General features: G+C 62.6%; 12 protein-coding genes. 7 read left to right on the top strand and 5 right to left on the bottom strand.

The window, feature by feature from the left end; genetic code table 11:
- Nucleotides 1-19 precede the first annotated feature (19 nt).
- Nucleotides 20-907, bottom strand: a complete 888-nt coding sequence (locus J2045_RS01570) for an MBL fold metallo-hydrolase (RefSeq protein ID WP_307368515.1) — start codon at nucleotides 905-907, stop codon at nucleotides 20-22.
- Between the two features lie 225 nt (nucleotides 908-1,132).
- The gene (gene iolG, locus J2045_RS01565) at nucleotides 1,133-2,128 is read right to left on the bottom strand and encodes an inositol 2-dehydrogenase (protein WP_307368512.1); all 996 of its coding nucleotides are present in this window, start codon (nucleotides 2,126-2,128) and stop codon (nucleotides 1,133-1,135) included.
- A gap of 205 nt (nucleotides 2,129-2,333) precedes the next feature.
- Here iolG and J2045_RS01560 point away from each other — a divergent pair, with 205 nt between their 5' ends.
- The 7 genes from J2045_RS01560 (at nucleotide 2,334) to J2045_RS01530 (ending at nucleotide 9,759) form a co-directional block, all read left to right on the top strand.
- Nucleotides 2,334-3,152: a MurR/RpiR family transcriptional regulator gene (locus J2045_RS01560; RefSeq protein ID WP_307368509.1), complete on the top strand. Its 819-nt coding sequence runs from the start codon at nucleotides 2,334-2,336 to the stop codon at nucleotides 3,150-3,152.
- 120 nt (nucleotides 3,153-3,272) lie between these two features.
- The gene (locus J2045_RS01555; protein WP_307368505.1) at nucleotides 3,273-5,201 is read left to right on the top strand and encodes a bifunctional 5-dehydro-2-deoxygluconokinase/5-dehydro-2-deoxyphosphogluconate aldolase; all 1,929 of its coding nucleotides are present in this window, start codon (nucleotides 3,273-3,275) and stop codon (nucleotides 5,199-5,201) included.
- Nucleotides 5,198-7,018: a 3D-(3,5/4)-trihydroxycyclohexane-1,2-dione acylhydrolase (decyclizing) gene (gene iolD / locus J2045_RS01550; protein ID WP_307368502.1), complete on the top strand. Its 1,821-nt coding sequence runs from the start codon at nucleotides 5,198-5,200 to the stop codon at nucleotides 7,016-7,018. The genes J2045_RS01555 and iolD overlap by 4 nt, the downstream gene beginning before the upstream one ends.
- Before the next feature lie 2 nt (nucleotides 7,019-7,020).
- Nucleotides 7,021-7,914, top strand: a complete 894-nt coding sequence (iolE, locus tag J2045_RS01545) for a myo-inosose-2 dehydratase (protein ID WP_307368499.1) — start codon at nucleotides 7,021-7,023, stop codon at nucleotides 7,912-7,914.
- Between the two features lie 100 nt (nucleotides 7,915-8,014).
- Nucleotides 8,015-8,281, top strand: a complete 267-nt coding sequence (locus J2045_RS01540; RefSeq protein ID WP_307368496.1) for a hypothetical protein — start codon at nucleotides 8,015-8,017, stop codon at nucleotides 8,279-8,281.
- Nucleotides 8,282-8,303: 22 nt separating this feature from the next.
- A complete protein-coding gene (gene iolB / locus J2045_RS01535; RefSeq protein ID WP_307368492.1) occupies nucleotides 8,304-9,113 on the top strand; it encodes a 5-deoxy-glucuronate isomerase in 810 nt (269 codons plus the stop codon).
- Between the two features lie 115 nt (nucleotides 9,114-9,228).
- The gene (locus J2045_RS01530; RefSeq protein WP_298463554.1) at nucleotides 9,229-9,759 is read left to right on the top strand and encodes a DUF3833 family protein; all 531 of its coding nucleotides are present in this window, start codon (nucleotides 9,229-9,231) and stop codon (nucleotides 9,757-9,759) included.
- A gap of 3 nt (nucleotides 9,760-9,762) precedes the next feature.
- Here the strand turns inward: J2045_RS01530 and J2045_RS01525 are convergent, their stop codons facing one another.
- Genes J2045_RS01525 through J2045_RS01515 form a run of 3 tightly spaced genes read right to left on the bottom strand, consistent with a single transcriptional unit; the run spans nucleotide 9,763 to nucleotide 13,165 of the window.
- Nucleotides 9,763-10,977: a TIGR03862 family flavoprotein gene (locus tag J2045_RS01525; RefSeq protein WP_307368487.1), complete on the bottom strand. Its 1,215-nt coding sequence runs from the start codon at nucleotides 10,975-10,977 to the stop codon at nucleotides 9,763-9,765.
- Between the two features lie 6 nt (nucleotides 10,978-10,983).
- Complete coding sequence (locus J2045_RS01520; RefSeq protein ID WP_307368484.1) at nucleotides 10,984-12,159, bottom strand: aminotransferase; 1,176 nt, start codon at nucleotides 12,157-12,159, stop codon at nucleotides 10,984-10,986.
- Nucleotides 12,160-12,178: 19 nt separating this feature from the next.
- Nucleotides 12,179-13,165 carry a LysR substrate-binding domain-containing protein gene (locus tag J2045_RS01515; RefSeq protein ID WP_307368481.1) on the bottom strand — a complete coding sequence of 329 codons (987 nt, stop codon included), beginning with the start codon at nucleotides 13,163-13,165 and terminating at the stop codon, nucleotides 12,179-12,181.
- Nucleotides 13,166-13,241: the final 76 nt, after the last annotated feature.

The raw sequence follows: 13,241 nt of genomic DNA, 5'->3' as shown, positions 1-13,241 counted from the left end.
AGGCGACAGCAGGATTGCGTCACTTCGGCGGGTAGACGGCTGCCACGGCACGGTCGATCGCAAAGGCAAAGCCGAGCCCTTCGTTGCCGGCGAGCAAGGCTGCCTTCAGTTCTTCCGCCGACTTGCTTTCGGCAAGTGCCTTTTCCCAATGATCGAGATAGGCAGAGGTCTGGGCAAAGACCGATGCATCGGACTTGCTGTCGGCCTTGCGATGGCCGGGGATGACCGTTTCGGCATTCAATCCCTGCAGGGTCTTGATGCTTTCGCGCCAGGCGGCGATCTGTTCTGGTTTCGTGTTTTCCTCCAGCCAGAGATGCGTGTCGGCATAGGCAATGTCTGCCGCGATCACGGTCTTCAGGGCCGGAATGTGCAGGGGCGTGATGAGTGCGGTATCGCCGTGGAGGGGGGCGAGGACCTCGATACGCTCGCCTTCCAGCTTGATGTGGTCGGCAGAGAGTACGTCCGGGATCACCACCCGGCTGGCGAAGACGCCTGCCGGCGCGGCGCCGCCGATGCGGTCGAGCATTGGCTGTGCGGTCTGGGCGATCATGCCTTGAACCGCAGCGTGGGCGACCGGCTTGGCATCCGGGAAACGGTCCATCAGCACGGCGAGACCGAGAATGTGATCCGGGTGGAAGTGGGTGATGAGGATGGTCTCGACCTTGCGACCCGTGGCTGCGATCAGATCCGCGAGTGCTGCGGCATTGGCCTGGGTGAACTGCGCATCGACGACGACGGCGGACTTTTCTCCCAGGATCACGGTGCTGTCTACGAGAAGCCCGGCCTCGTCGGAAGTGAAGACCTCCGTACCGGTCGAAGCTGCATGGGCAAAACGTCCGGCAAAGGCGGTCGCTGCGGCGCCCGCAGCCGCGAGGCTGATGAAGTTTCGGCGGTTCAGAATAAACATTAGCTCTCCTTTTTAGTGCTGGTCTAAAATATAGACCGACTCATATCGGAGATTTAGAAGTCTCGAAAGAAGGCAGCTTTTAGAGCGCTGGTATGCTGCAGGAAACTAGCCCTTGACGACGTGTCGAGCGGATGGGGCGGGCTGAAACGGAAAGCGCCGCCCGAGGAGGTTCGGGCGGCGCTTCCATTCTGCGTCACCTTGCGGCAACGCGGGAGCTCTTCGTCGTCAGTAGGCGACGGTGACGGCAGACTTGTCCTTGGCGGACTTGACGGCCGCATCGGCCAGCGCCAGCGCGATCAGGCCGTCTTCGGCGGACGGTGACATCGGCGTGCCGTTGTCGAGGGCGTCGATGAAGGCGGAGATTTCAGCCGCGTAGGCTGCCGTGTAGCGGGTCATGAAGAAGTCGTGCAGCGGCGGGCGGGTATAGCCGTCCTTGTTGGCGACTTCGATCGAGACCGGGCGCTGGTTTTCGGCCGAGACCGAGCCGAGCGAACCATGCACTTCGATCCGCTGGTCGTAGCCATAGGATGCGCGGCGCGAGTTGGAGATGATCGCCTGGCGGCCGCTCTTGGTCGTCAGGATCAGCGAGGCGCTGTCGTAGTCGCCGAGTTCGCCGATCTTGGGATCGACGAGCACGGAGGCCGAGGCCTGCACCGTTTCGATCTCTTCGCCGAGCAGGAAGCGGGCCATGTCGAAGTCATGGATCGTCATGTCGCGGAAGATGCCGCCGGAGACCTTGATGTATTCGGCCGGCGGTGCGCCCGGGTCGCGGCTGGTGATCGTCACCATCTCCACCTTGCCGATCGAGCCCTTGTCGATCTCCTTGCGCACGGCCTGGAAATGCGGGTCGAAGCGGCGGTTGAAGCCGAGCATGACCTTGCCGCCGACGGCGCGCACGGTCTCGAGGCAGGCCTTGGCTCTGTTAACATCCAGATCGATCGGCTTTTCGCAGAAGATCGCCTTGCCGGCCTTGGCGAAGCGCTCGATCAGGTCGGCATGGGTGTTGGTCGGCGTGCAGATGATGACGGCGTCGATGTCCTTGTCGGCCTCGATCTCCTCGATCGTCTTCACCGCGCAGCCGGTCTGGGCGGCGATGGCGTTGGCGGCGTCTGCAAAAGCGTCGGCGACTGCGACGAGTTTCGCGCGCTTGTCTTCGGCTATGGCTTTTGCATGCACCTTGCCGATGCGGCCGGCGCCCAGAAGTGCCAGTCTCGTGACCATGTTCATTTCCTCCCTGTCACGCCTTGGTCTCTCGTCAAGAGGAGGCGATTGTGATGTCGTTGGGCGTTCCTGATGGCTGCGCCTGATCGATGTTCCATTTCACGCTGGCAAATGCCGTGTTTTGGAATATATGTTCTATTTTGCTAGATCGTGACACGGTTTCTGTCAAGCGTGACGATGTGTCCGGATGAGGGTAGGGGACGGCATGAGCGAGAACGGCGGACCGCAGACGATCAAGGAGTTCGAAGACCGGTTGCTGGAAGTCTCTGGTAGTCTGCCCAAGCGGCTGAAGCAATGCGCCGACTATGTCGCTGGCAACAAGGATCGCATTGCCGTGTCGACCGTCGCCGAGATGGCGGAAGGGGCGGGCGTCCAGCCTTCGGCCTTCATGCGCTTCTGCCAGATCATGGGTTTTTCCGGCTTCTCGGAAATGCAGAAGCTGTTTCGCGAGAGCTTCGTCGGCGGCTGGCCTGACTATTCCACGCGCCTCCAGCACTTGCGCGAAAAGGCTGAAGGATCGCCCTCGGCGCTTCTCGCCGAGTTCGTCGAGGCCGGGCGGCTTTCGCTTGAGAATCTTGTCAAAACCGTTGATCCACAAGCCATGGAAGTGGCTGTCAAGCAGCTTTCCGAAGCGCGGATGATCCACATCATCGGTCTGCGCCGCTCCTTTCCGGTTGCAAGTTACATGGCCTATGCCTTCGAGAAGATGGGTGTGCCGGCCATGTTGCACAGCGTCGTCGGTCGGCTCGACAACCATCATGCGATCCAGGCGGGCGATGCCCTGCTTGCCGTGACATTCTCGCCCTATTCTGCCGAAACGCTTGAGTTGGTCGAGCAGGTCCGGGCGCGCGGCGTTCCCGTTGTCGCCGTCACCGATACGGTGGTCAGTCCACTCCGACGGCTGGGTGCCACACTCCTGTCGGTCTCCGAAGTCGATTTCGGTGCGTTCAGGTCGCTGTCGGCCACCCTCTGTCTTGCTATCGCGCTCTCCGTGGCCGTCGGGACTGCGCGACAGGATGGCTGAACGTCCGTATTGAAATTCTAGAAAATAGAATTTATAGTCCATTTTCAGAAATTGCCGTTCCAAATCGTGGAATGGTTTCGAGGCGGGGCGTCAGATCCCGCATCACAGGGAGGACATCGCTTGGCTTCGCTCGATCTGATCACGATCGGTCGCTCGTCCGTGGACCTTTACGGGGCCCAGGTCGGCGGTCGGCTGGAGGATATGGCTTCCTTCAACAAGTATATCGGGGGGTCGCCGACCAATATCGCGGCGGGCACGGCGCGGCTCGGCCTGAAATCGGCACTGATCACCCGCGTTGGCGATGAGCATATGGGCCGCTTCATCCGCGAGCAGCTGGTGCGCGAGGGCGTCGATGTGCGCGGCGTCAAGACGGACAAGGAGCGGCTCACCGCGCTGGTTCTGCTCGGCATCCGGGACGAGCATCAGTTTCCGCTGATCTTCTACCGCGAGAACTGCGCCGACATGGCGCTGTCGGAAGAGGATATCGATCCGGATTTCATCGCCCAGGCGCGCTGCGTCTGTGCGACCGGCACGCATCTGTCGCATCCGCGCACGGAGGCCGCCGTGTTGAAGGCGCTGAAGATCGCCCGCGAGAAGGGCGGGCTGACGGCGCTCGATATCGATTACCGCCCGAACCTCTGGGGTCTCGCCGGGCATGGCGAAGGCGAGAGCCGCTTCATCGAATCCGCTCAGGTGACGGCGAAGCTGCAGTCGACGCTGCATCTCTTCAATCTTATTGTCGGCACGGAAGAGGAATTCCACATTGCCGGCGGCTCGACCGACACGATCGAGGCGTTGAAGGCTGTCCGCAAGGTCTCATCCGCGACGCTGGTGTGCAAGCGTGGCCCCATGGGTGCCGTGGTCTTTGATGGCGCGATCCCTGATAGCCTCGATGCCGGCCAGACCGGCCAGGGTTTTCCGATCGAGGTTTTCAATGTGCTGGGCGCCGGCGACGGCTTCATGTCGGGGCTGCTCAAGGGCTGGCTCACCGGCCAGGACTGGCCGACCAGCCTGAAATTCGCCAATGCCTGCGGTGCCTTCGCCGTCTCGCGCCACGGCTGCACGCCGGCCTATCCGAGCTGGGAAGAGCTGCAATACTTCTTCCGCACTGGCATCAGGAACAAGGCGCTGCGCAAGGATGAGGCGCTGGAGCAGGTGCACTGGTCGACCAACCGCAAGAATGACTGGTCGACCATGCGGGTCTTTGCCTTCGATCACCGCATGCAGCTCGAAGCCATGGCGAAGGATGCCGGCGTTTCGGATGAGAAGATCGGTGCCTTCAAGAACCTCTGCCTCGATGCGGCGCTCAAGGTCTCCGGCGGCAATGCCGGTTACGGCCTGCTCTGCGACAGCCGCCTTGGCCGCGAGGCGCTCTACCGCGCGGCTGGCACGGGTCTGTGGATCGGTCGCCCCGTCGAATGGCCGGGCTCACGCCCGCTGACGCTTGAGCCGGAAATCGGCCCTGATTTCGGCGGCCTCGTCGAATGGCCGGTTGAGCATGTCGTCAAGGTGCTCTGCTTCTATCACCCTGACGATACCGCAGAGATGAAGGTCGAGCAGGAGAAGACCGTGCAGCGGCTCTTCCATGCGGCGCGCCGCAATCGGCTCGAATTCCTGCTGGAGGTCATCCCCTCCAAGGTCGGCGCCTGCGATGACGAGACGGTGGCCAAGATCATCGAGCGCTTCTATGAAATCGGCGTCTATCCCGACTGGTGGAAGCTGGAGCCGATGAAGACCACGGCGTCCTGGGCCAATGCCTGCAACGCCATCGAACGCAACGACCCGAACACGCGCGGCATCGTGGTGCTCGGGCTTGATGCGCCACAGGCGGAGCTTGAGGAGAGCTTCCAGCTTGCCGCCGGCTTCGATCTGGTCAAAGGTTTCGCCGTCGGCCGCACGATCTTCGGGGATGCCGCTCGCAAGTGGCTCGCCGGCAGCATCAATGACGCCCAGGCCGTGGAGGACATGGCGGCCCGTTACCAGAGCCTCTGCGCGATCTGGGATGCGGCGCGCCAAAAGGCGGTTTCCGCCAAGGGAGGAAAAGCATGAAGACGATCCGGCTGACCGCCGCCCAGGCGATGGTGCGTTACCTCGCCAACCAGCTGAATGAGGATGGCGTTCCCTATATCGCTGGCATGTGGGCGATCTTCGGTCACGGCAATGTCGCCGGTCTCGGCGAAGCGCTTTATGGCATCCGCGACGAGCTGCCGACCTATCGCGGCCAGAACGAGCAGTCGATGGCGCATGCGGCGATCGCCTATGCCAAGCAGCTTGGCCGTCGTCGCGCCATGGCGGTGACGTCCTCGATCGGCCCCGGTGCGCTCAACATGGTGACGGCGGCGGCACTCGCCCATGTCAACCGGCTCCCTGTGCTCTTCGTGCCCGGCGATGTCTTTGCCAATCGCGGCCCCGATCCGGTTCTGCAGCAGATCGAGGATTTCGGTGACGGCACGATGTCGGCGAATGACTGCTTCCGCCCGGTGTCCCGCTATTTCGACCGCATCATGCGGCCGGAGCAGCTTCTGACCGCTTTGCCGCGCGCCATGCGGACGCTGACCGATCCTGCGGATTGCGGCCCCGTCACTCTTGCCTTCTGCCAGGACGTCCAGGCCGAGGCCTATGACTATCCGGAGAGCTTCTTCGCCAAGAAGACCTGGCGCTTCCGTCGTCCGGAGCCTGACGTCGTGGAGTTCGAAGCGGCGGTTGCGGCGCTGAAGGCGGCGAAGAACCCTGTGATCGTCGCCGGTGGCGGTGTGCATTTTGCAGGCGCCACGGACACGCTGAAGGCCTTTGTCGAGAAGCACCAGGTCCCGGTGGTCGAGACGCAGGCCGGCAAGTCGGCGCTTGCCTGGGATCATGGGTTGAACTTCGGCCCTGTCGGTGTGACCGGTGCCGAGAGCGCCAATGTCGTCTCGGAAAAGGCCGACCTGGTCATCGGCGTCGGCACGCGTTTCCAGGATTTCACCACCGGCTCCTGGGCGCTGTTCAAGAACCCCAATCGGAAGATCCTGGCGCTGAACGTTCAGCCATACGACAGCGCCAAGCATGATGCGATCCCACTCGTCGCTGACGCCAAGATTGGCCTCGCAAAGCTCTCGGCCGCGCTCGGCGATCACACGTATGCCGCACCGGATGCCGGACTCAAGGCCTCCTGGTTTGCCAAGGCGGATGCCGTGACGGCAGCACCCAAGGACAGCAATTCGCTGCCGACCGACATGCAGGTGATCGGCGCGGTGCAGCGCGCCTCGCGTGACAACACGGTCGTCATGTGCGCCGCCGGCACAATGCCGGGGGAATTGCATCAGCTGTGGAAGTCGAAGCTGCCGCTTTCCTATCACATGGAATACGGCTTCTCCTGCATGGGCTACGAGATCGCCGGCGGCCTCGGCATCAAGATGGCGGAACCCGAGCGTGACGTCATCGTCATGGTCGGCGACGGCTCCTACATGATGATGAATTCGGAGCTGGCAACCGCTGTTGGCATGGGCGTGAAGATCACGCTGGTGATCACCGACAACAGGGGCTATGGCTGCATCAACCGGTTGCAGATGGGCACCGGCGGCGCGCAGTTCAACAACCTCTACGCCCATTCGAATGTCAGCCCGATCGCCATCGATTTTGCCGCTCATGCGGCATCGATGGGCGCGCGGTCCCACAAGGTGTCGTCGATTGCAGAGCTGGAAACAGCCCTCGACGCAGCCCGCGCGGCGACCGACACGACGGTCATCGTCATCGATACCGATCCTTATCCGACCACCGGAGCCGGTGGCTACTGGTGGGATGTCGCGGTGCCGGAAGTCTCCGCCCGCGCCGAAGTCAATCAAGCCCGCGCAGCCTATGAAGCGGCTCTGAAGGAAAGAACCTGATCATGATCCTTTTCGGAACCAACCCGATCGCCTGGTCGAACGATGACGACCGCCGTCTCGGCGCCCATATCAGCCTCGAACAATGCCTGGACGAGACCGCCAAGATCGGTTTCGACGGCATCGAGAAGGGTCACAAGCTGCCGACCGATCCGGCCGGATTGAAGTCGGTGCTGGAGCCGCGCGGCCTGAAATTCGTGTCCGGCTGGCATTCGCTGAACCTGCTCACCAACACGATCGAGGAAGAAAAGGCCGCCATGCAGCCCTTCCTCGATGTGCTCAAGGCCATGGGCTGCAAGGTCATCATCGTCTGCGAAACGTCTAACGCCATTCACGGCGCCGATGACACGGCTCTTGCCGACCGCCCGGTTCTGTCCGATGCCGAATGGGCGAAGTTTGGCGCCGGGGTCGAGGCGCTGGCGGAGTTCTCGGCAAGCCAGGGCATCTCGCTCGTCTATCACCACCACATGGGAACGGTCGTCGAGACCGAGGCCGAGATCGACAAGCTGATGGAGCATACCGGTCCGCATGCCAAGCTGCTGCTCGATACCGGCCATTGCTATTTCGGCGGCGGCAACCCGGAAGCGGTTGCGAAGAAATACATGCACCGCGTCGGCCATATCCACGCGAAGAATGTTCGTCCCGTCATCGCCGATCAGGTGCGCAACGAAAAGCTCTCCTTCCTCGAAGGTGTTCGCCGCGGCGTATTTACCGTGCCCGGCGATAGCGAAGGCGGCGTGAATTTTACGCCTGTGCTGAAGATCGCGGCCGAGCATGGCTATCAGGGCTGGATCGTTATCGAGGCCGAACAGGACCCTGACGTGCGCAATCCGTTCGAGTATCAGAGCCTGGGCCTCAAGTCGCTCAAGGGCTTCGCCAAGGAAGCCGGCCTGATCTGATCGCCTTGGGAGGTGTGACGCTGGTAGCGCCTCCCGCTTTGACAGGGCAGGGCTCCCCGCTTTATTGCTGGGTCCTGTTTCGCCAGCCACAGGAGCCGACGTGAAGATTACGATCCTCGACCCGACCCATCCGTTCTACAAGCCGCTCTGGCGCCGAATTCTCTGCGTCGTGCTGCCGCTGGCCTGGTCTGGGGTGGAGTATTCGAAAGGTGCCACCGGCTGGGCGATGATCTTCGTCGCCTGCGGTCTCTATGCCGGTTACGAACTGCTGTTCATGTATGACCACACAATCAAGAAGGCCGAAGCCAAGGCGGAGGCCGAGCGTGCCAGGATCGCGGCAGAGGCCGAACGCTCCGACGACGATTGAGCAAAAACACAGGAGACGAGGAATGACCGATCTGTTGCGCAAGCCTTCGGCCACATCCGGCAAGGTGCATGACATCACGCCTGCGTCCGCAGGCTGGGGTTATGTCGGCTTCGGGCTCTATAGCCTGAAGGCGGGCGAAAGCGCTGCCGAGCCGACCGGCGAGACAGAGGTCATTCTTGTCCTCGTTGAGGGCAAGGCTGATATCTCCGGCGGTGGCAAGGATTTCGGCGAACTCGGTGATCGCATGTCGGTGTTTGAGAAGACGCCGCCGCACTGCGTCTACGTGCCCGCCGGCAGCGACTGGTCGGCCAAGGCGACGACCGACTGCGTGCTTGCGGTCTGCACGGCGCCTGCCTTGCCGGGACGCGAAGCCCAGCAGATCGGGCCGGAGGGGATTTCGCTTGTCGATCGTGGCAAGGGTGCCAATACCCGGCATATCTATCCGATCGCCATGGAAGACCGGGATGTCGCCGACAGCCTGCTGGTGACGGAAGTCTTCACGCCCTCGGGCAACTGGTCGTCCTATCCGCCGCATCGACATGACGAGGATAACTATCCCGAGATGACCTATCTCGAAGAGACCTATTACCACCGTCTCAATCCCGCCCAGGGCTTCGGCTTCCAGCGTGTCTTCACCGAGGATGGCTCGCTCGACGAGACCATGGCGGTATCGGATGGCGATCTGGTGCTGGTGCCGAAGGGGCACCATCCCTGCGGTGTGCCGCATGGCTACGAGATGTATTATCTCAACGTGATGGCTGGCCCCTTGCGCAAGTGGCGCTTCCAGAACCATCCGGACCATGACTGGATCTATCAGCGCGACAGCAAATAGGGCTTGGTGAAGGCGGTCATCGCCTTCACGAATGCGTTTCCTGGAACAATTCCAAATCCGTTCATCAGTTGGCGCCGTAGTGGGAGCACAACGCGCCAATGATGGAGACGCACACATGCCGAAGATCAGCCTCGCCCTTGTCGGGCTTGCACTGAGTCTGCTGCCGTCCGCCGGACAGGCAGCGGACAAGTTCACCTTCGAAGACTACTTCACCGGCCGCACGGAAGCCGTCGGTTCGTTCAGCGCCATCAATGGCGTGAAGCGGACGTTTACGGTCGATCTGACCGGAAGCTGGGATGGGAAGACCTTGACGCTGCGCGAAGACTTTGTCTTCGACGACGGGACCAAGGATCGCAAGACCTGGCGTTTCACCAAGACAAGCCCGACCACCTATAGCGGCACCCGCGAGGACGTGATCGGCGAGACGAAGGTGACGATCAACGGCGCCGTCGCCCGCTTCAACTATCTCGTCTACCTGACACCGCAGACGCAGAGCAACAAGGTGCGCTTCTGGGACAAGATGGTGCTGCGCGAGGATGGGACTGTGCTGAATACGGCGCTCGTCACCAAATTCGGCATCCCGGTCGCCAAGACCACCGTCGAGTTCCGCAAGCCGGGTTCTTCGCACAAGACGGCGAGCCGCTAAGGCTCAAGCCCTTGGTGCCGCGAGCCAGCGGTCGATGCCGCTGGCTGCGGCAATGCCGGTCGCGAAACAGGCGGTGAGCAGATAGCCGCCTGTCGGCGCCTCCCAGTCGAGCATTTCGCCTGACACAAAGGTGCCCGACCGGCTTTTCAGCATGAAGCCATCGTCGATCGCGTCGAGGGTTACGCCGCCCGCCGTCGAGATCGCCTCGGCGATCGGGCGCGGGCGTTTGACGGGGAGCGGCAGAGCCTTGATGAGGTTTGCGAGGCCACTCGCCTCACGCTGGTTGGCTGTGGGGTCGACTTCCCGCAGCAGGGCGATCTTCAGGCCATCGAGATTGGCGGCCTTCTTCAATCGTGTCGAAAAGCTCGCCTTGCGATCCTGACGCGCGAGGTCTGTGGCAAGCCTTTCGACCGTTCGTCCCGGTGCGAGGTCGAGGATCAGCGTTGCCTTGCCGTCCCGGTCGAGGGCGTCTCTCAGCGCTGCCGAATGGGCATAGAGCAGGCTGCCCTCGATGCCGCCCCGGCTGATGACAAATTCGCCCTGGGTGGTGCCCGCTGCCGAGGTGGCCTTGACCGACCTGACCGGCTGGCCGGAGAAACGCGTGTCGAAGCTTTCGGAAAAATCGCAGTCGAAGCCGCAATTGGCCGGGCGGAGCGGGGCAATGTCGATGCCTTCGGCTTTAAGCCACGGCACCCAGGCGGCATCCGAACCGAGCTTTGGCCAGCTTGCGCCGCCGAGCGCGAGCAGTGTGGCGTCTGCCGTCACGCGTTTTGCACCGTCTGGCGTGTCGAAGAGCAGAGTGTCAGCGTCAAATCCCGTCCAGCGGTGACGGGTGAGGATGGTGACGCTCATTCCTTCCAGCCGTTTCAGCCAGGCGCGCAAAAGCGGCGAGGCCTTCATCACTTTCGGGAAGACGCGGCCTGAGGTTCCGACGAAGGTTTCCGTGCCGAGGCCCGCGGCCCAAACGCGGATCTCCTCTGGTGTCATGAGGTCGAGCACGGGGCGCAGCCTATCGTTCGCCGCGCCATAGCGGGTGACGAAGCGGGCATAGTCTTCGGCATGGGTGATGTTGAGGCCCGACTTGCCGGCGAGCAGGAACTTGCGCCCGACCGTCGGCATGGCGTCATAGACGGTCACAGACAGGCCAGCCCTTGCCAGCCGTTCCGCCGCCATCAGCCCTGCCGGGCCGCCACCGATGATCGCCACGCTTTTGGTCATGTGCGCTTAGTCCAGGGCAAAGGTCGAGAGGCGGCTGACGAGGCCGGAGATCGTCTGGCTGTCGGCATTGGCAAAGGCGAAGCGCAGATAATCCTGCTGGTCCCCCCCGAAATAGGCTCCGGGGATGCAAAGCACGCCGGCCTTCTTCGCCAGCCGTTCGGCAACATGGGCGGAGTTTTCGCCCGTAAACGGGTGACGGATGAAGGCGAAATAGGCGCCGAGCGAGTCCATCTTCCAGTCGGGAAGCTTGGCCATTACGCCCTTCAGCGTTTCGGCACGCTTGACGATTTCGATGCGGTTCTCCTCGCGCCAGGCCTTCAGCGCCGGAATGGCCCTGGCGACAGCCGCTTGCGGCGCCCGGGGTGCGCAGATCTGCAGGTTGTCCATGACCTTGGCGATTTCGGAGACGGCCCGGGTCCCTGCCGTGATTGCGCCGAGGCGATGGCCGGGGATGCAGAAGGATTTCGAGAAGGAATAGAGCAGGATCAGGTTCTCTTCCCAGCCCGGGATCGACAGCAGATCATGGGGACGCTCGCCGCCCGGCAGAAAGTCGCGATAGGTCTCGTCGAGGATCAGGAAGGCAGCAGCCTTTCGGCAGGCCTCGAAGGCCTGGCGGAGCAGATCCGGCGGATAGATCGCCCCGGTCGGATTGTTGGGCGAGACCAGCGCCACGGCCTTCACGCCCTTGGCCAGTACTGCCTCAATGCCTTCGATGGTTGGGACGAAACCGGTCGTGGGATCTAGCGGGATCAACTCGCGGCGGATGCCCATCATCGCCAGCGTAGTTTCCTGGTTGAAGTAGAAGGGATCTGTCAGCCCCACCGCATCGCCGCTCCCCGCAATCGCTGAGACTGTTGCCATGAAGGCCTGGTTGCAGCCCGCCGTGATGTGGATGTTATCGGCGGTAACAGGCGCGCCATAGACGGCAGCAACCTCCGCCGCATAGGCCTCGCGAAGCGGCACTTCGCCTTCGATCGGGCCGTAGCCGGCATTCGCCCGGGCGGAAGCGGCCTCGGCCAGCCAGGCGAAGAGATCGGGATGCGGCGGATAGCCGGGTACGGCCTGACTCAAGTCGATCATCGGGCCGCTAGCGCCGTCATAGGCGCGCGCCCAGGCAAAGACGGAGGGCACGGGCGGCGCCGAGAGATCTGCAACAAGCGGATTGAAGGGAGCGGCGGGCATGGCAGTTTCCTCGGTGTTATCAGCTCTCTTCCAAGAGCGGAGCAGTGGTATTGGTGTTGCGCTTGCGGGCGGAGGTGAGGCTTCGTCCGTTGCTACGGCTGGCAGGACGCGGCTGGGCGGCGCGTTCGCTTTCGATGGTGTCGAAGATCCAGTCGATGAAGACCTTGGCGATCGGCGCGGCGCGCACGTCATTGCGGGCAGCAACATAGAAGGCATCCGGTGCGGGTACTGCGAGATCGAAGGGGATCACGAGTTCGCCTGCGGCAATCAGACTTGAGGCTGTGATGCTGTCGCCGAGTGCGACGCCCTGGCCATGGCGGGCGGCCTCGGTCGCCAGGCGGGCGTCACCCATAAAATGTTCGCGAGGCTTGGGCATGTCCAGCTGGTCGGCTGCCGCCAGCCACGAATGCCATTCGCGTCCGTCGTCGCCATGCAGCAGCACATGATCCCGGATGTCGCGCACCGAGCGCAATGGCCGCGTGTTGAGGAGTGTTGGGCTTACCACCGGGAAGAGCTCGAAATTGCTCCAGAGCCTCGTCCAGCAATCCTTCCAGCCACCCTGTCCATAAAGGATCGCAATGTCGATATCGGGCGAATAGATCAGGTTGGCGTCATTGCTGGAGGTGAGTTTCAGGCTGATATCCGGATAGCGCTCGGTAAAAGCGCCGAGCCTTGGAACCAGCCAGAGCGAGAGAAGGGCGGGCACGCAGCATATGCGCAGATTGCCGCTCGTCGTCGGCCGGTCGAGGAGGGCCGTTGCCGCCGCGATGCCGTCAAAGGCCTGGGTGACCGCGGGCAGCAACAGGGCGCCCTGGGGTGTTAGCTTCAGCCGCTTGCCGCCGCGCTCGAACAATACCGTCTTCAGGCTGTCTTCGAGGCTACGGATCTGATGGGAGACGGCGCCGTGTGTGACGCTCAATTCGCGCGCAGCCGCTGAGATCGAGCCGCGTCGGGCGGCTGCCTCAAAGGCGCGCAGGGGATTGAGCGGGGGCAGGCGGCTGGCCATGAGGTCGTCACGATCCGTGAATTTTTCTCACATTGAATGCTATAACATCGTGAATTGATTTTCCAAGTGCGTTGAC

Source organism: Peteryoungia aggregata LMG 23059, from assembly GCF_030814435.1.
Lineage (GTDB): Bacteria > Pseudomonadota > Alphaproteobacteria > Rhizobiales > Rhizobiaceae > Allorhizobium > Allorhizobium aggregatum.
This window is presented reverse-complemented; position numbering and strand designations above follow the sequence as displayed.

Excerpts from the sequence above, each read along its gene's own strand:
- J2045_RS01570 (WP_307368515.1), bottom strand. The coding sequence starts at position 907 with ATGTTTATTCTGAACCGCCGAAACTTCATCAGCCTCGCGGCTGCGGGC.
- iolG (WP_307368512.1), bottom strand. The coding sequence starts at position 2,128 with ATGGTCACGAGACTGGCACTTCTGGGCGCCGGCCGCATCGGCAAGGTG.
- J2045_RS01560 (WP_307368509.1), top strand. The coding sequence starts at position 2,334 with ATGAGCGAGAACGGCGGACCGCAGACGATCAAGGAGTTCGAAGACCGG.
- iolD (WP_307368502.1), top strand. The coding sequence starts at position 5,198 with ATGAAGACGATCCGGCTGACCGCCGCCCAGGCGATGGTGCGTTACCTC.
- iolE (WP_307368499.1), top strand. The coding sequence starts at position 7,021 with ATGATCCTTTTCGGAACCAACCCGATCGCCTGGTCGAACGATGACGAC.
- iolB (WP_307368492.1), top strand. The coding sequence starts at position 8,304 with ATGACCGATCTGTTGCGCAAGCCTTCGGCCACATCCGGCAAGGTGCAT.
- J2045_RS01530 (WP_298463554.1), top strand. The coding sequence starts at position 9,229 with ATGCCGAAGATCAGCCTCGCCCTTGTCGGGCTTGCACTGAGTCTGCTG.
- J2045_RS01525 (WP_307368487.1), bottom strand. The coding sequence starts at position 10,977 with ATGACCAAAAGCGTGGCGATCATCGGTGGCGGCCCGGCAGGGCTGATG.
- J2045_RS01520 (WP_307368484.1), bottom strand. The coding sequence starts at position 12,159 with ATGCCCGCCGCTCCCTTCAATCCGCTTGTTGCAGATCTCTCGGCGCCG.
- J2045_RS01515 (WP_307368481.1), bottom strand. The coding sequence starts at position 13,165 with ATGGCCAGCCGCCTGCCCCCGCTCAATCCCCTGCGCGCCTTTGAGGCA.